Origin of the sequence: Pseudomonas sp. MPC6 (assembly GCF_006094435.1) — a bacterium.
GTDB lineage: Bacteria > Pseudomonadota > Gammaproteobacteria > Pseudomonadales > Pseudomonadaceae > Aquipseudomonas.
The window spans coordinates 6,636,704-6,651,821 of record NZ_CP034783.1 but is presented as its reverse complement, the minus strand read 5'-3'; the positions used below and the strand labels follow the sequence as shown (position 1 = coordinate 6,651,821).

The window sequence follows — 15,118 nt, the reverse complement described above, 5'->3', positions numbered from 1 at the left end:
AGCGGCAAGCAAAGGCCGGGCCTGATTGTTTCATGTCAAATCGAGGCGCGGCCTTCGCGGGCAAGCCTCGCTCCAAAGGGATCGCATAAATCCCGTAGGCGCGAGGCTTGCCCGCGAAGAACGATGACGCGGTCAGCCTGCCTTACGCAGCAGATCAGGCAAATCCGGCAGCTTCTTCGGCGAACAAATCCGCATCCGCTTCTGCCGGTTCAACTCGCCACTGATCAAGCTCACCGGATCAGATCAGCCCGAGCAGCCCGTTGGGCATGAGGGCGAAGTACGCAAGGCGTGGGATCAGCCAGCTTTGCAGCAGCTGGATCACGATAAACGCGAAGATCGGCGAGATATCCAGACCACCCAGGCTCGGAATGATCCGGCGGAACGGAGCGAGTACCGGTTCTGTGATCTGTGCGACCAGTTCAGCGCCCGGATTGTGGCTGCCCGGTGCAACCCAGGACAGGATCACGCTGATGATCATCGCGTAGAAAATAATATTCAAAAACAGCGAGAAGAGCGCGATCAGTGCCCATGGCACCAGAAGCAGCCAGTCGACCATGAAGCCTTTGAGCAGCAGGATGACTGCAATCAACAGCATCTGAATGATCAACGCCAGTACCAGCGACGACATGTCCAGCCCGAACATGCTCGGGATCACCCGGCGCAGAGGCTTGAGCAGCGGTTGCGTGGCTTTGACGATGAACTGGCAGAGTGGGTTATAGAAGTTCGCCCTGACCAGTTGCAGGATGAAGCGCATCAGCACAATCAGCAGGTACAGGCTGCCTAGGGTTTTAATGATGAAAATGGCAGCGTCATTGAGTCCGAGCATCTTTGATTCCTTTGTAAGAGCTGATTAGCGACCGAGTTGCTCAGCCATCTCGGCCGAGCGGTGAGCAGCGGCGCCGAGTGCTTTTTCTACCAGGGCTTCGAAGCCCCCGGCCTGGAACGACTTGATCGCAGCTTCCGTAGTGCCCGCAGGCGATGTCACGCGACGACGCAGTTCGGCGGCATCGACGTCACTGGCGACTGCCATGTGCGCGGCGCCCAATGCAGTTTGCAGGGTCAGTTGTGCGGCGATATCCGCTGGCAGGCCGAGCTTTACGCCGGCAGCGGTCATGGCCTCGATCAGCAGGAAGAAGTACGCCGGGCCGCTGCCAGAGACGGCGGTGACTGCGTCCAGTTGCTGCTCTTCGTCCAGCCACAGCGCGATGCCGACGGCGGATAACAACGTTTGCGCCTGCTGGCGTTGTTCGGCGTTCACTTCGGCCGTTGCGTACAAACCGCTTACGCCCTGACGCAGCAGCGCCGGGGTGTTGGGCATGCAACGCACGATCGGTTGGGCGCCGAGCCAGCTGTTCATGCTGGCGCAGGTGATACCGGCGGCGATCGACACCACCAGTTGATTCGGCTTGAGGCTTGGGCGAATGGCTTCGCAGACGGCTTTCATCGCCTGGGGTTTGACTGCCAGCACGACCACATCGGCGTCCTGGATGGCTTGGGCGTTGTCGGCGAATACTTCGATGCCGTGCTCGGCGTTCACACGGGCGCGGGTGTCGGCGCCCGGATCGCTGGCGCGGATCTGCGCAGCGTCCAGACCCTTGGCGCGCAAGCCGCCGATCAGGCTGGCGGCCATGTTGCCGGCACCGATAAAGGCAATACGAATGTTGCTCATGTCAGGTCCTTATAGAGAGAGGTGTCAGCCATGGTTTCAAGGCTGGCTATAGTCGCGGGCACCAAAGAGCGCCGTTCCGATACGGACCCAAGTGGCACCTTGGGCAATGGCCGACTCCAGGTCGTGGCTCATGCCCATGGAAAGTGTGTCGAGCGGCAGGTTCAGGCTGGCTTGCAGACTCTGCACGGCAGCAAAGGCTGCATCCTGTTCGGCGCGGTCTTCAGTCGGCTCGGGAATCGCCATCAGTCCGCGCAACTCGAGATTCGGCAGGGCGCTGATGGCATTGGCCAGGGCCGGCAGATCGGCCGGGGTACAGCCGGATTTACTCGCTTCACCGCTGACATTGACCTGGATGCAGATGTTCAGGGGGGGCAAATCGGCGGGACGTTGTTCGGACAGGCGTTGTGCGATTTTCAATCGATCCACGGAGTGCACCCAGGCGAAGTGCTCGGCGATAGCGCGAGTCTTGTTCGATTGAATGGGGCCGATGAAGTGCCAGATCAAGGGCAGGTCGGCCAATTCGAGCTGTTTGCCCAGGGCTTCCTGCAGGTAATTTTCGCCAAAGTCGCGGATCCCGGCGGCATAGGCTTCGCGCAGTGCTGCAGCGGGCTTGGTTTTGCTCACAGCCAGCAGCTGGACGCTGTTTTCGTCACGATGGGCGGCAACAGCCGCGGCGTGGATGCGTGAACTAACCTGAGTGACGTTGTCTGCTATCGTGGACATTCGAAAGGCGCCAGCGGGTCTGAGGGTCGCGGCATTCTACTGGAATTGAGGAACGCTATGGATATCACTGAGCTGCTGGCCTTCAGCGCCAAACAAGGTGCGTCCGACCTGCACCTGTCTGCCGGCCTGCCACCGATGATTCGCGTCGATGGCGATGTGCGGCGCATCAATCTGCCGGCACTGGACGCCAAGCAGGTCCATGAGTTGATCTACGACGTCATGAACGATGTTCAGCGGGTGGAGTTTGAAAAACACCTGGAGGCCGATTTTTCCTTTGAGGTGCCCGGTGTCGCGCGTTTTCGGGTCAATGTGTTCAATCAGAACCGCGGTGCTGGCGCGGTGTTTCGGACCATCCCGTCCAAGGTGCTGAGCATGGAGGACCTGGGGATGGGGGAAGTGTTTCGCAAGATTACAGAATCCTCCCGCGGCCTGGTGCTGGTGACCGGTCCGACCGGCTCCGGCAAGTCCACCACCCTGGCGGCCATGATCGATTACCTGAACAACCATCGCCACCATCACATTCTTACCGTCGAAGACCCGATCGAGTTCGTCCACGAATCGCGCAAATGCCTGATCAACCAGCGCGAAGTCCATCGCGATACCCGCAGCTTCGCCACAGCCCTGCGCTCGGCGCTACGGGAGGATCCGGATGTGATTCTGGTGGGGGAGATGCGTGATCTGGAAACCATCCGCCTCGCGCTGACGGCCGCCGAGACCGGTCACCTGGTGTTTGGCACGCTGCACACCACTTCGGCGGCGAAAACCATCGACAGGATTGTGGATGTGTTTCCGGGGGATGAGAAATCGATGGTGCGTTCGATGCTGTCCGAGTCGCTGCTGGCGGTGGTTTCCCAGGCCCTGGTGAAAAAGATCGGTGGCGGGCGAATAGCCGCCCACGAAATCATGCTGGGCACATCGGCGATTCGTAACCTGATCCGCGAAGACAAGGTGGCACAGATGTACTCGTCGATTCAGACCGGGGGATCGATCGGGATGCAGACGCTGGACATGTGCTTGAAGGATCTGGTGAACAAGGGCTTGATCAGCCGGGAGCATGCGCGGGAGAAAGCGCGGTCACCGGATAGTTTTTGAGGGGATTTGTGGCGCTTTCAAGGGCCTCTTCGCGGGCAAGCCCGCTCCCACAGGATCAATGCAGTCCTTGTGGGAGCGGGCTTGCCCGCGAAGAGGCCGTCATGATCGGAGCATGTTCCGGATCAGAACAAGAGATTCAAATCAGCGCTGAACAACCTGTAGGGTGTTCTGCTCTATCGGCAGAACCCGCTTGGCAACCACATAGTGTTTTTCCCAATACGGTTTGTTCAGGGTATCGATGCTGACCGATTTGCCACGGCGAGGTGCGTGGATAAAGCGGTCGTTGCCCAGGTAGATGGCAACATGATTGACCCTGCGACTCTTGATGTTGAAGAAAATCAGGTCGCCAGGCTTCAGATCCTTGCGATCGACTTTCTCGCCATGACCGCTGGCCATGGCGTTCGACGTGCGCGGCAGGTCAAACGTGGCGTCGTTGAACGCGTATTTCACCAGGCCGCTGCAATCGAAACCTTTGCTTGGGCTGCTGCCGCCCCAACGGTACGGAGTGCCGAGCACGTTGACGGCGCGGCTCAGCACATTGCTGCTTTCCTTGCTCGCCATTGGCGGAACCAGGCTGCTCTTGTTCTTGCTGGTGCTGGTATTGCTGCTGTTCAGGTAAGGGGAACGTGGTCCTGCTTTCTTGTACTTGCTCGAAGGAACAGATACATGGGATTTGGGGGTGTAACCATTAACGTTTGGAAGACGTTGCTCACGGTTGGTGGCGTGGGCGGCCAGGGGCAATAATAGGCAAATGGTTAGCCATGTCTTGAAAAATGGACGCATTAGGCAAGGCTCATATGGGTGAACGCGCAACTTTATAACAGCTTTTTGGTCTTTTTTAAGTCCGTTGGTCGATTCCGCCTGGTCGCAAAGGAACCAAATAAGCAAAAAGTTGACGCGGGTTTTGGCAATAAGTCTTTTGCGAACAAGGCTTTGGCGCAGATTGACGTGGCCGGATGCCATGCGTCGGCCACCTGTAAAAAAGTCACAAAGTTTTAAAGAATATTTATCTATCGTGTGAATCGAGGTCCTCCATGAACACCTATCAACACCCCGTTCCACATCAGGACACCCACAGCAAAGTGATCGGCTACCTGCTGTGGATTTTCGGTTTTACCGGGGCTCACCGCTTCTATTACGGCAAGCCGGTGACCGGGACGATCTGGTTCTTCACCCTCGGTTTGCTGGGTATCGGCTGGCTGATCGATCTGTTTCTGATCCCGGCCATGGACCGTGAAGCGGACTTGCGATTTACCGCCGGGCCTATCGAATACAACGTTGCCTGGATTCTGCTGACGTTTCTTGGGGTATTCGGCCTGCACCGGATGTATCAGGGCAAATGGATCAGCGGGTTGCTGTACCTGGTGACGGGCGGGTTGTTCTTTCTGGGGGTGCTGTATGACTTCTGGACGTTGAACGACCAGGTGTCGATTCGCAATGCGCAGAACAGAGGTGCCTTCCAGTAAGTCTTCGTGAGCAAGCCCGTTCCCACAGTGGATCTTTAGTGAACACAAAAATTGTGTACACCACCGATCAAATGTGGGAGCGGGCTTGCTCGCGAATGCAGGCGACGCGGTCTTAAGCCTGGTGAGTGATGCGCCCATCCACCAGGGTGTACCGCACCACACCCGGCAAACTGTGCCCCATGAACGGGCAGTTCTCACCCTTGGACCGCCAGGTTTCGCCGGCCACGGTCGAGGTTGCAGGGTCGAACAGCACGATATCCGCCGCCCCACCTACCGCCAACTTGCCCGCCGGCAGGCGCAAGGCCTCGGCAGGTCCGGCGCTGAGGCGCGCCAATAACGTTGGCAGATCCAGCAAACCGTCTTCCAGCAACGTCATCGCCAGTGGCAGCAACAACTCGACGCTACTGATGCCCGGTTCGGTGGCACCGAACGGCGCCAGTTTCGCATCCCGCTCATGGGGCTGATGATGGCTGGAAATCGCTGATATCACACCGGACTTCACCGCCTCGCGCAGGCCATCGCGGTCGGTACGGGTGCGCAGCGGCGGCTGGACGTGATAGAGGCTGCTGAAGTCGATCAGCGCTTCATCCGTCAGAATCAGCTGGTACAGCGCGACATCGGCCGTTACCGGCAGGCCGCGCGCCTGGGCCTGGGCGATCAGGGCGACGCCGCGTGCGCTGGTGAGCTGGCTGAAGTGCGCTCGCACGCCGCTTTGCTCGACCAGCAACAGGTCCCGAGCCAGGGCCACGGTCTCGGCCGTTTCCGGAATGCCCGGCAAACCGAGAAAACTGGCGGTCGGGCCATCATGGGCCAGGCCACCTTCGGCCAGATCATGGTCCTGGGAGTTGAAAATCACCGTCAGGTCGAAGGTCGCGGCGTATTCCAGCGCCCGGCACAAGGTGCGGGTGTTGCGGAAGCTCTCCAGGCCATTGCCGAAAGCCACGCAGCCGGCATCGCGCAATGCCACGAGCTCTGCCAGCTGTTCGCCGTCCAGGCCTTTGCTCAGGGCGCCAATCGGAAACACCTTGGTGTTGCCGGCCTCGCGGGCGCGATCGAGGATCAGTTCGGCCACGGCCGAGGTGTCCAGCACCGGTTTGGTCTGCGGTGGGCAGCACAGGCTGGTCACGCCGCCGGCTGCGGCAGCGCGGGTTTCGCTGATGATCGAACCTTTGCGGCTGTAACCCGGTTCGCGCAGGGCGACGTTCAGGTCAACCAGGCCAGGCGCGGCCACCAGGCCTTGGGCGTCGATGGTGTCGACGGCGACAAAACCGGCCGGGGCGGCGCCAATGGCGACGATCTTGCAGGCTTCAACGTGGATATCAGTCACTTGATCCAGGCCGCTGCTTGGATCGATAACGCGGGCGCCGAGAATGCTGAGCTTCACTGGGCGTTCTCCTGCTCGAATTGGCCTTGCTCGAATTGACGTTGCGCAGTCTGCCCGCTCATGGCCATGGACAGCACGGCCATACGAATGGCGATGCCATAGGTCACCTGGTTGAGGATCACCGAGTGCGGGCCGTCCGCCACGGCGGACTCGATCTCCACCCCACGGTTGATCGGCCCCGGGTGCATGACGATGGCATCCGGTTTGGCGCCGGCCAGGCGCGCGGTGGTCAGGCCGAACAGGCGGTAGAACTCGCCTTCGCTCGGCAGCAGGCCGCCGGCCATGCGCTCGCGCTGCAGGCGCAGCATGATCACCACGTCGACATCTTTCAGGCCTTCGGTCATGTCGGTGTAGACCTTGACCCCGTATTGCTCGACGCCGATCGGCAGCAGGGTTTTCGGCGCGATCACGCGAATGTCCGGGCAGCCGAGGGTTTTCAGGGCCAGCATGTTCGAACGCGCGACCCGCGAATGCAGGATGTCGCCGACGATGGCCACCGAGAGGTTTTCGAAGCTGCCTTTGTGCCGACGGATGGTGAGCATGTCGAGCATGCCCTGGGTCGGGTGGGCATGTCGGCCGTCGCCGCCATTGATGATCGCCACTTGCGGGCAGACGTGCTCGGCAATGAAGTGGGCCGCGCCGGAGTCACCGTGACGCACGACGAACATGTCGGCGGCCATGGCTTCCAGGTTGCGCAGGGTATCGAGCAGGGTTTCCCCCTTGCTCGCCGACGATGTGGACACGTTGAGGGTGATCACGTCGGCCGACAGCCGCTGGGCCGCCAGTTCAAAGGTGGTGCGGGTGCGGGTGGAGTTCTCGAAGAACACGTTGCACACGGTCTTGCCCCGCAGCAACGGGACTTTCTTCACCGCCCGGGCGCCGACTTCGAGGAACGAGTCCGCGGTGTCGAGGATTTCCGTCAGCAACTCGCGGCGCAGACCGTCGAGCGAGAGGAAGTGGCGCAGCTGGCCCTGATCATTGAGCTGCAGCGGGCGCTTGGTTTCTAGAGGCGTCATCGCGAGGGGGACTCTCAATAGGGCGAATTAAAAGGCGAGGTCTTGCAGTTCGAGCTTGAGCTCCGGACCGGACAGTTTCACGCGCTCGTGGGCGGCCAGCGACAGGGTCGCGCCCACTACGTCCGGGCGAATCGGCAACTCGCCGGCGTCCAGGTCCAGCAGGCAGACCAGCGTCACGCTGGCCGGGCGGCCATAGTCGAAGAGTTCATTCAGGGCGGCGCGGATGGTCCGGCCACTCATCAGCACGTCGTCGATCAGCACCAGATGCTGGCCTTCGATCTCGAAGGGCAGGGCGGACGGGCGCACTTGCGGGTGCAGGCCGTTCTGGCTGAAGTCGTCACGGTAGAAGGAAACGTCCAGCGTGCCCAAGGGCGAGTCGCTGCCCAGTTCGTCGAGCAGCGCCTGGGCGACCCAGATGCCGCCGGTACGAATGCCGATGTAGCGCGGTTCGCTGATGCCGCGGTGTTCCAGGTGGTCCTTGAGGCGAATCGCCATCTGGCTGATCAGTTCGCCGGGATTAGGCAGGCTCATGGTTTGCTCCTTCTTCGGCCCGAGCCGGGCTTTTGCGGTATAGCGCTTGGGCAGGGCTCGGGTTGTAGCTAAAAGAGACGCGCAGCGGCTCAACAGGATCGGTTGCGGTCAGGATTCGAACAGTGCGGTGTTTTCGTCGAGCCAGCCTTGCAGCAGCAGGGCGGCGGCGATGGCGTCGACCGGGTTGTCGCGGTAACTGCCCTTTTGCCCGCCGCGATCACGCCGCTCGCCCTTGGCTTCAAAGGTGGTCAGGCGTTCGTCGTGGGTATAGAAGGGCAGGTTGTAGCGGCCGTTCAGGCGCCGGGCGAATTTTTCCGCCCGCAGGCACATGTCGCTCGGTGTGCCGTCCATGTTCAATGGCAGGCCGACCACCACGGCATCGGGTTTCCACTCCTTGATCAGCGCTTCGACCTGATTCCAGTCGGGAATGCCGTTCTGTGCCTTCAAGGTGCACAGCTCGCGCGCCTGGCCGGTAATCACCTGGCCGACCGCGACGCCGATCTGTTTGGTGCCGTAATCGAAACCCAGAATCAACCGCAGGGCCATCAGGCGTGCCCCGCCTGGCTGGTCAGCAGGCTGAGGTTGACGCCCAGGTGCCTGGCCGCCGCTTCCAGGCGCAATTCACTGCTGGTGTTGAACAGGATGTCGGCGTCGAACGGGCAGGTCAGCCAGGCATTGTCGGCCAGTTCGGCCTCCAGTTGCCCGGCTTCCCATCCGGCGTAGCCCAGGGTGATCACGCTTTTCGCGGGGCCGACGCCGTCGGCGATGGCGAACAGCACGTCCTGGGAGGTCGACAGCGACAACTCGCCTTCCAGATCAACGGTCGCCTGAAAGGTTTTTCCCGACGGGTGCAGGACAAAACCGCGATCGGTCTGCACCGGCCCGCCGATAAAGATCGGCACATGCTGGCAGAGGGCCGGCGGTTCGATGTCGGGGCGCAATTGCTCGAGGATATCGGCCAGGTTCAGGTCTTGCGGACGGTTGACCACCAGCCCCATGGCACCATTGGCCGTGTGCTCGACGATGTAGGTCAAGGTGTGCGCAAAGTTCGGGTCGGCCATGTGAGGCATGGCGATCAGGAAGTGATGCTTGAGGTAGCTTGGGCTGACGTTCTTCATGAGCGCTAGTGTGGCGTTGGAGGGGCAAACTGACAAGCCGGGGAATCAATGTTTGCTCGAGATTGATCACCTGTAGGAGCCGGCTTGCCGGCGAAGGCGTCTTCATAGGCGATGCAAGGCTTGAGGACGCTTTCGCCGGCAAGCCGGCTCCTACAGGGGGCGTCAGTTACTGGAGAGCCGGTCCCCACGGGCGAATTTCCAGGTACGGATGATTTCCAGCCGGTCGATGTCCGACAAGTCCCCGGTAAACGGCGAAAACGGCGCCGCAAGCCGCACGATGCGCTGCGCCGCCTGGTCCAGCAGCGGTTGCCCGGACGACTCCAGCACCAGCACTTCATACAGCGAGCCGTCGCGGTTGATGGAGACCATCAGGCGCAAGTTGCCGTAGATCTGTTTGCGCCGGGCCTCGTCCGGGTAATTGAGGTTGCCGATGCGCTCGACCTTCTTGCGCCATTCATCCTTGTACCAGGCGCCCTTGTCGCGCATGGTCGAGGCGGCGCTCAGGCGGTGGATACGCGGGCGCTTGGCGTACAGCTGTTGTTCGTTGGCCAGCTCCGCTTCGAGGCTGGCGATGTCGCTGGACAGCTGTTCACTGTCGAACGTCGGCGCCGCCACCTTGGGTTTGGTGTCGGTCTTGGGCTCTGCGGTCTTGGCCGGGGCTTTTTTCGGTTTGGGCGCGACGGTGGTCACGGCTGCCTTGGGCGGGGCTTCCCGTACTTCAGGCTTGGCTGCCGGTGGTGGTGTGACTTTCTTTACCTTGTTGTCCTGGAACGGCGCGACCTCGGTGGTCTTGGGGATCGCCTTCTTTTCCAGGGTGCCGCTGCCTTGCTGGTTTTCCTGGGCAAGGAAATCGGCTTTTTCCGGCTTTTTTTCGCTTTTGAAGGTGGCGAGGGTGATTTCCAGGGTTTTGCTGATCTGCTTGGGTTCGACCATCGTAAAGCCGACACCCAAGAGCAAGGCCAGGTGAATCAGCGCCGCCAGGAACAGGGTAAAACCGAGGCGATCGACCGGGCGCACGCCACGATGGGCGAGTTCAACGGGCAGATCGGACGGAAGCGTCATGACAAAAAAACCAACATCGCGTTTTTACGGGCCCGGCATGATAACGCAATGTTGGTTTTTAGCTTCAAGCGACAAGCTTCGAGCGACAAGCTGTATGCCGCGTGCTTCAAGCTTGCGGCTTGAGGCTTGCAGCTTGCAGCTTCTTCTCGATGGCATCCATCAGCAGGCCACCGATGTCGGTGCCGAACGCATTATCAATCTCGCGAATGCAGGTCGGGCTGGTGACGTTGATTTCCGTCAGGTGCTCGCCGATTACATCGAGGCCGACGAACAGCAGGCCTTTCTCGCGCAGGGTCGGGCCGACCTGGGCGGCGATCCAGCGGTCTTTCTCGGTCAGCGGACGCGCTTCGCCACGCCCACCGGCGGCCAGGTTGCCGCGGGTTTCGCCCGCTGCCGGGATGCGCGCCAGGCAGTAATCCACCGGTTCGCCATCGATCATCAGGATGCGCTTGTCGCCATCGACGATCGCCGGCAGGTAACCCTGGATCATGATCTGCTGATTGCCGTGCAGGGTCAGGGTTTCGAGGATCACCGACAGGTTCGGGTGGCCGGCGGTGTGGCGGAAGATCGACGATCCGCCCATGCCGTCCAGCGGCTTGAGGATCACGTCGCCGTGGTGATCGGCGAACTCACGCAATACGTCCGGGCGACGGCTGACGATGGTCGGCGGCGTGCACTGCGGGAACAGCGTGGCGAACAGTTTCTCGTTGCAGTCGCGCAGGCTTTGCGGCTTGTTGACCACCAGTACGCCAGCGCGCTCGGCCTGCTCCAGCAGGTACGTGGAGTAGACGAACTCCATGTCGAACGGCGGGTCCTTGCGCATCAGGATCACGTCCAGGTCGCTCAGCAGCGAATCCTGCTCGGCGTCCAGTTCGAACCATTTTTCCGGGTTGGCGAAGACTTTCAACGGACGCATCCGCGCCCGCGCTTCGCCTTCGGCCTGGTACAAATCCCGCTGTTCCATATAGAACAGTTCCCAACCGCGCTTCTGCGCGGCCAGCAGCATGGCCAGCGAGCTATCCTTTTTATAGGAGATGCCGGCAATAGGATCCATGACAATCCCGACGCGAACGCTCATGGGTGTTTCCTCAAGATTTGGGGGGGCTATGGCGATCTGCTGTAGGAGCAAGCTTGCTCGTGATGGCCGTCAACGATAACGCTGGTAGCCTGACACCCCGCGGGGTTCTCAGGTTCATCGCGAGCAAGCTCGCTCCTACACAAAAAATCAATCCACAGGACCGTATAAAAGTGGCGTCAGAGTGGCGCTGAGTGTGTTCCGGGTCAAGGAAAAACCGCCGCGCCGGTCCCCCGATAGATTGGATTTGGAGACTGTGCTAAAAAGGCTGCCATATCGTGTGGGGCCTTGAACATCAAGGGTTTCAAGCCTCCGGTGGGCGCGCATGGACAATTTGATTCGCAAAGGCGACGGTAGAGCACTTATGGAACAGCATTCCAGCGCCTTGAAGGTCATGGTGATCGACGATTCGAAGACGATTCGCCGCACCGCCGAAACGCTGTTGAGGAACGTGGGTTGTGAGGTCATCACGGCCATCGATGGTTTCGATGCCCTGGCCAAGATTGTCGATAATCACCCCGGCATCATCTTTGTCGACATCATGATGCCGCGTCTGGACGGTTATCAGACCTGCGCCTTGATCAAGAACAACAGCGCGTTCAAATCCACACCGGTGATTATGCTGTCGTCCAAGGACGGGCTGTTCGACAAGGCCAAGGGGCGCATCGTCGGCTCGGACCAGTTTTTGACCAAGCCTTTCAGCAAGGAAGAACTGCTGAACGCGATCCAGGCCCATGTACCGGGCTTCGCCGCCGTTTTGCCGCAGTAAGACACCACAGTGACGCTCGGCCAGCGGGCCCGGTGTCGACAAGAATGGGGAAGACCATGGCACGTATTCTGATCGTCGATGATTCGCCGACCGAAATGTACAAACTGACCGGCATGCTGGAAAAGCACGGTCATGAAGTGTTGAAAGCCGAAAACGGCGCCGACGGCGTGGCCCTGGCCCGCCAGGAAAAACCCGACGCGGTGCTGATGGACATCGTCATGCCCGGCCTCAACGGTTTTCAGGCGACCCGCCAGCTGACCAAAGACCCGGAAACCGGACACATTCCGGTAATCATCATCACCACCAAGGATCAGGAAACCGACAAGGTCTGGGGCACGCGTCAGGGGGCCAAGGACTACCTGACCAAACCGGTCGACGAAGACACCCTGATCAAGACCCTGAACAACGTACTGGCCGGTTGATATCCCCGCCATGACCGAGTCGCTGACCGCCTTCGAACTGCTGCTGCAGATCGATCGGCGTTGTCGTCTGCTGGCGGCGGACCTGCCGTCCCAGCCGTTCCGACAGGACAGCTGGAGCGGTATCGGTTTTCGCCTGGGCGAGCGCTGGTACGTCGCGCCCATGGGCGAAATCAGCGAAGTGTTGCACGAACCGCGGTGCACTCAGCTGCCGGGCGTCAAGCCCTGGGTCAGGGGCGTTGCCAACTTGCGTGGGCGATTGCTGCCGATCATGGATGTGTGTGGCTTCTTCGGTCATGAACTGTCGCCTCTGCGCAAGCAGCGGCGGGTGTTGGTGGTGGAGCATGGCGATATGTTCACCGGGTTGATGGTCGATGAAGTCTTCGGCTTGCAGCACTTCGCCCAGGACAGCCTGGAGCCAGTGCCACCGAGCGAGCTGAACGGCCCGATCGGAGCCTTCGTCAAAGGCCGGTTTCAGCGTGAGCATAATTGGCAGGTGTTCAGCCCGTTTGCGTTGGTGCAGTCGCAAAGTTTCCTGAACGTCGCGCTGGACCCCTGTAGGAGCGAGCTTGCTCGCGATGGTCGTCAACGATAACGGTGCAAGCCTGACACCCCGCGGTGTTCTCAGGTTCATCGTCGGAGCGCCGCCCGGAGCAAGCTCGCTCCTACAGGAGTTCTCGGCAAGGATCACAGGTTGGGTTAAAGGCGAGGACCGATGACAAAAGCAAAAACAGGCAAGCCGGAAGGGTCGCGTAGCCGCTCGCAGATTGTCGCGCTGTTCATCGCGCTGATCGTCTTCATCATGCTGCTGTTCGCCCACTTCGCTTACCTCAATACCCAGGCCACGTACGACAAGCAGTACATCGGTCACGCCGGCGAACTGCGCGTGCTGTCCCAACGCATTGCCAAGAACGCCACCGAAGCCGCGGCGGGCAAGGCGGCGGCGTTCAAGCTGCTCAGCGACGCGCGCAATGATTTTGCCCGGCGTTGGGGCTATTTGAAGAACGGCGACCCTGCCACCGGCCTGCCGCCGGCGCCGTCTACCGTGCGCCCGGAGATGCGCGCCGTGCAGCTGGATTGGGAGCGTCTGCTGAAAAACACCGACACCATCCTCGCAAGCGAACAGACCGTCCTGTCCCTGCATCAGGTTGCCGCCACCCTGGCCGAAACCGTGCCGCAGCTGCAGGTCGAATACGAAAAGGTCGTCGAAATCCTCCTGCAGCGCGGTGCGCCGGCCGCACAGGTGGCGATGGCCCAGCGTCAGACGCTGCTGGCTGAACGTATCCTCGGCGCGGTGAACACCGTGCTGTCCGGAGACGAAAGCTCGCAACAGGCCGCCGACGCGTTTGGGCGCGACGCCGCGCGATTCGGCCAGGTGCTCACTGGCATGCTCCAGGGTAACCCGGCGCTGAAGGTGAGCCAGGTCGAAGACCGCGATGCCCGCGCCCGGTTGATCGAGATTTCCGAACTGTTCGAATTCGTCTCGGGTTCGGTGGACGAAATCCTCGAAACGTCGCCAGAGCTGTTCAAGGTCCGGGAATCGGCCAGCCACATTTTTACCTTGTCGCAAACCCTGCTCGACGAAGCCTCGCTCCTGGCCACCGGGTTCGAAAACCTCGCCGGCGGGCGCAACACCGACACCATTGGCGGCTATGTTCTGGGCCTCGCGGCACTGATGTCGATCATCCTCATCGGGCTGGTGATGGTGCGCGAAACCAATCGTCAGTTGCGCGAGACGGCCGAGAAGAACGAGCGCAACCAGAACGCAATCATGCGGCTGCTGGACGAAATCGAGGACCTGGCCGACGGCGACCTGACCGTGACCGCCACGGTGACCGAAGACTTCACCGGCACCATCGCCGATTCGATCAACTACTCCGTCGATCAGTTGCGCGACCTGGTGGCGACGATCAACCTCACGGCAGGCCAGGTTGCCGCCGCCGTGCAGGAAACCCAGGCCACCGCCATGCACCTGGCGCAGGCCTCGGAGCATCAGGCCCAGCAGATTGCCGAAGCGTCCACGGCGATCAACGACATGGCCGAGTCCATCGATCAGGTCTCGGCCAACGCGGCCGAATCTTCGGCGGTGGCCGAGCGTTCGGTGGAAATCGCCAACAAGGGCAACGAAGTGGTGCATAACACGATCCGCGGCATGGACAATATTCGCGAGCAGATTCAGGACACCGCCAAGCGCATCAAGCGACTGGGTGAGTCTTCCCAGGAAATCGGCGATATAGTCAGCCTGATCGATGACATTGCCGACCAGACCAATATCCTCGCCCTGAATGCGGCGATCCAGGCATCCCTGGCCGGTGACGCCGGACGCGGTTTTGCCGTGGTGGCCGACGAAGTGCAACGACTGGCCGAGCGTTCGTCCGCTGCGACGCGACAGATCGAAACCCTGGTGCGGGCGATCCAGACCGACACCAACGAAGCGGTGATTTCCATGGAGCAGACCACCACCGAAGTGGTGCGCGGCGCGCGTCTGGCGCAGGATGCCGGGGTGGCCCTGGAAGAAATCGAAGGGGTGTCGAAGACCCTGGCGGCGCTGATCCAGAGTATTTCCAACGCCGCGCAGCAACAGACGTCCTCGGCCGGGCAGATTTCCCTGACGATGAACGTGATCCAGCAGATCACCACGCAAACCTCGTCCGGTTCCACGGCCACCGCCGAAAGCATCGGCAACCTGGCGAAAATGGCCAGTCAGCTGCGACGTTCGGTGTCCGGGTTCACCTTGCCGGCCACCCGGGCGCAGGCTGCTGATAAAGTGTGAAGCGCCCTGGGGCGTATGATT

17 protein-coding genes and 1 pseudogene are annotated in these 15,118 nt (G+C 60.9%); 6 read left to right on the top strand and 12 right to left on the bottom strand.

Annotated elements, in window-relative coordinates; all coding sequences use genetic code 11:
* Positions 1 to 132 precede the first annotated feature (132 nt).
* The 4 genes and pseudogenes from ELQ88_RS34930 to ELQ88_RS33065 form a co-directional block, all read right to left on the bottom strand.
* Positions 133 to 234: pseudogene (locus ELQ88_RS34930) on the bottom strand (YggU family protein); the annotation flags it as partial.
* Between the two features lie 4 nt (positions 235 to 238).
* Positions 239 to 826 carry a YggT family protein gene (locus ELQ88_RS33075; protein ID WP_128873524.1) on the bottom strand — a complete coding sequence of 196 codons (588 nt, stop codon included), beginning with the start codon at positions 824 to 826 and terminating at the stop codon, positions 239 to 241.
* A gap of 24 nt (positions 827 to 850) precedes the next feature.
* A complete protein-coding gene (gene proC, locus ELQ88_RS33070) occupies positions 851 to 1,669 on the bottom strand; it encodes a pyrroline-5-carboxylate reductase (RefSeq protein WP_128873523.1) in 819 nt (272 codons plus the stop codon).
* Positions 1,670 to 1,705: 36 nt separating this feature from the next.
* The gene (locus tag ELQ88_RS33065; protein WP_128873522.1) at positions 1,706 to 2,392 is read right to left on the bottom strand and encodes a YggS family pyridoxal phosphate-dependent enzyme; all 687 of its coding nucleotides are present in this window, start codon (positions 2,390 to 2,392) and stop codon (positions 1,706 to 1,708) included.
* A 57-nt stretch (positions 2,393 to 2,449) separates the two neighbouring features.
* Between ELQ88_RS33065 and ELQ88_RS33060 the strand changes: the two genes are divergently transcribed.
* Positions 2,450 to 3,484, top strand: coding sequence for a type IV pilus twitching motility protein PilT (locus ELQ88_RS33060; protein ID WP_128873521.1), 1,035 nt, complete (start codon positions 2,450 to 2,452; stop codon positions 3,482 to 3,484).
* Between the two features lie 141 nt (positions 3,485 to 3,625).
* On the opposite strand, the gene ELQ88_RS33055 is transcribed toward ELQ88_RS33060, so the two are convergent.
* Positions 3,626 to 4,267: a C40 family peptidase gene (locus ELQ88_RS33055; protein ID WP_138969613.1), complete on the bottom strand. Its 642-nt coding sequence runs from the start codon at positions 4,265 to 4,267 to the stop codon at positions 3,626 to 3,628.
* 251 nt (positions 4,268 to 4,518) lie between these two features.
* Here ELQ88_RS33055 and ELQ88_RS33050 point away from each other — a divergent pair, with 251 nt between their 5' ends.
* Positions 4,519 to 4,950 (top strand): TM2 domain-containing protein, encoded by a 432-nt coding sequence (locus ELQ88_RS33050; protein ID WP_138969397.1) that lies wholly within the window; start codon positions 4,519 to 4,521, stop codon positions 4,948 to 4,950.
* 112 nt (positions 4,951 to 5,062) lie between these two features.
* On the opposite strand, the gene ELQ88_RS33045 is transcribed toward ELQ88_RS33050, so the two are convergent.
* The 7 genes from ELQ88_RS33045 to gshB all read right to left on the bottom strand — a co-directional run bounded on the left by ELQ88_RS33045 (position 5,063) and on the right by gshB (position 11,139).
* Entirely contained in the window at positions 5,063 to 6,334 is a 1,272-nt protein-coding gene (locus ELQ88_RS33045) for a dihydroorotase (protein WP_138969396.1), read from the bottom strand.
* Positions 6,331 to 7,350, bottom strand: a complete 1,020-nt coding sequence (locus tag ELQ88_RS33040; RefSeq protein WP_128870703.1) for an aspartate carbamoyltransferase catalytic subunit — start codon at positions 7,348 to 7,350, stop codon at positions 6,331 to 6,333. Before ELQ88_RS33040 ends, ELQ88_RS33045 begins: the two co-directional genes overlap by 4 nt.
* Positions 7,351 to 7,377: 27 nt before the next feature.
* Positions 7,378 to 7,881: a bifunctional pyr operon transcriptional regulator/uracil phosphoribosyltransferase PyrR gene (gene pyrR / locus ELQ88_RS33035; RefSeq protein ID WP_128870702.1), complete on the bottom strand. Its 504-nt coding sequence runs from the start codon at positions 7,879 to 7,881 to the stop codon at positions 7,378 to 7,380.
* A gap of 108 nt (positions 7,882 to 7,989) precedes the next feature.
* Positions 7,990 to 8,427 carry a Holliday junction resolvase RuvX gene (gene ruvX / locus ELQ88_RS33030; RefSeq protein ID WP_005792259.1) on the bottom strand — a complete coding sequence of 146 codons (438 nt, stop codon included), beginning with the start codon at positions 8,425 to 8,427 and terminating at the stop codon, positions 7,990 to 7,992.
* Positions 8,427 to 8,999 carry a YqgE/AlgH family protein gene (locus tag ELQ88_RS33025; RefSeq protein WP_128870707.1) on the bottom strand — a complete coding sequence of 191 codons (573 nt, stop codon included), beginning with the start codon at positions 8,997 to 8,999 and terminating at the stop codon, positions 8,427 to 8,429. The genes ruvX and ELQ88_RS33025 overlap by 1 nt, the downstream gene beginning before the upstream one ends.
* A 162-nt stretch (positions 9,000 to 9,161) precedes the next feature.
* Positions 9,162 to 10,061 (bottom strand): energy transducer TonB, encoded by a 900-nt coding sequence (locus tag ELQ88_RS33020; RefSeq protein ID WP_128870700.1) that lies wholly within the window; start codon positions 10,059 to 10,061, stop codon positions 9,162 to 9,164.
* 106 nt (positions 10,062 to 10,167) lie between these two features.
* On the bottom strand, positions 10,168 to 11,139 hold the full coding sequence (gene gshB / locus ELQ88_RS33015; RefSeq protein WP_128870699.1) for a glutathione synthase: 972 nt from the start codon (positions 11,137 to 11,139) through the stop codon (positions 10,168 to 10,170).
* A 361-nt stretch (positions 11,140 to 11,500) separates the two neighbouring features.
* Between gshB and pilG the strand changes: the two genes are divergently transcribed.
* The 4 genes from pilG (at position 11,501) to ELQ88_RS32990 (ending at position 15,097) form a co-directional block, all read left to right on the top strand.
* Positions 11,501 to 11,905, top strand: coding sequence for a twitching motility response regulator PilG (gene pilG, locus ELQ88_RS33010; RefSeq protein ID WP_128870706.1), 405 nt, complete (start codon positions 11,501 to 11,503; stop codon positions 11,903 to 11,905).
* Between the two features lie 56 nt (positions 11,906 to 11,961).
* Positions 11,962 to 12,327 (top strand): twitching motility response regulator PilH, encoded by a 366-nt coding sequence (gene pilH / locus ELQ88_RS33005; RefSeq protein WP_007897961.1) that lies wholly within the window; start codon positions 11,962 to 11,964, stop codon positions 12,325 to 12,327.
* A 10-nt stretch (positions 12,328 to 12,337) separates the two neighbouring features.
* Positions 12,338 to 12,919 carry a chemotaxis protein CheW gene (locus tag ELQ88_RS33000; RefSeq protein WP_128870697.1) on the top strand — a complete coding sequence of 194 codons (582 nt, stop codon included), beginning with the start codon at positions 12,338 to 12,340 and terminating at the stop codon, positions 12,917 to 12,919.
* Positions 12,920 to 13,039: 120 nt separating this feature from the next.
* The gene (locus ELQ88_RS32990) at positions 13,040 to 15,097 is read left to right on the top strand and encodes a methyl-accepting chemotaxis protein (protein WP_128870696.1); all 2,058 of its coding nucleotides are present in this window, start codon (positions 13,040 to 13,042) and stop codon (positions 15,095 to 15,097) included.
* Positions 15,098 to 15,118 lie beyond the last annotated feature (21 nt).

What these genes read in the sequence shown, in the direction of transcription:
- ELQ88_RS33075 (WP_128873524.1), bottom strand. Translation starts at nt 826, where the DNA reads ATGCTCGGACTCAATGACGCTGCCATTTTCATCATTAAAACCCTAGGC.
- proC (WP_128873523.1), bottom strand. Translation starts at nt 1,669, where the DNA reads ATGAGCAACATTCGTATTGCCTTTATCGGTGCCGGCAACATGGCCGCC.
- ELQ88_RS33065 (WP_128873522.1), bottom strand. Translation starts at nt 2,392, where the DNA reads ATGTCCACGATAGCAGACAACGTCACTCAGGTTAGTTCACGCATCCAC.
- ELQ88_RS33060 (WP_128873521.1), top strand. Translation starts at nt 2,450, where the DNA reads ATGGATATCACTGAGCTGCTGGCCTTCAGCGCCAAACAAGGTGCGTCC.
- ELQ88_RS33055 (WP_138969613.1), bottom strand. Translation starts at nt 4,267, where the DNA reads ATGCGTCCATTTTTCAAGACATGGCTAACCATTTGCCTATTATTGCCC.
- ELQ88_RS33050 (WP_138969397.1), top strand. Translation starts at nt 4,519, where the DNA reads ATGAACACCTATCAACACCCCGTTCCACATCAGGACACCCACAGCAAA.
- ELQ88_RS33040 (WP_128870703.1), bottom strand. Translation starts at nt 7,350, where the DNA reads ATGACGCCTCTAGAAACCAAGCGCCCGCTGCAGCTCAATGATCAGGGC.
- pyrR (WP_128870702.1), bottom strand. Translation starts at nt 7,881, where the DNA reads ATGAGCCTGCCTAATCCCGGCGAACTGATCAGCCAGATGGCGATTCGC.
- ruvX (WP_005792259.1), bottom strand. Translation starts at nt 8,427, where the DNA reads ATGGCCCTGCGGTTGATTCTGGGTTTCGATTACGGCACCAAACAGATC.
- ELQ88_RS33025 (WP_128870707.1), bottom strand. Translation starts at nt 8,999, where the DNA reads ATGAAGAACGTCAGCCCAAGCTACCTCAAGCATCACTTCCTGATCGCC.
- ELQ88_RS33020 (WP_128870700.1), bottom strand. Translation starts at nt 10,061, where the DNA reads ATGACGCTTCCGTCCGATCTGCCCGTTGAACTCGCCCATCGTGGCGTG.
- gshB (WP_128870699.1), bottom strand. Translation starts at nt 11,139, where the DNA reads ATGAGCGTTCGCGTCGGGATTGTCATGGATCCTATTGCCGGCATCTCC.
- pilG (WP_128870706.1), top strand. Translation starts at nt 11,501, where the DNA reads ATGGAACAGCATTCCAGCGCCTTGAAGGTCATGGTGATCGACGATTCG.
- pilH (WP_007897961.1), top strand. Translation starts at nt 11,962, where the DNA reads ATGGCACGTATTCTGATCGTCGATGATTCGCCGACCGAAATGTACAAA.
- ELQ88_RS33000 (WP_128870697.1), top strand. Translation starts at nt 12,338, where the DNA reads ATGACCGAGTCGCTGACCGCCTTCGAACTGCTGCTGCAGATCGATCGG.
- ELQ88_RS32990 (WP_128870696.1), top strand. Translation starts at nt 13,040, where the DNA reads ATGACAAAAGCAAAAACAGGCAAGCCGGAAGGGTCGCGTAGCCGCTCG.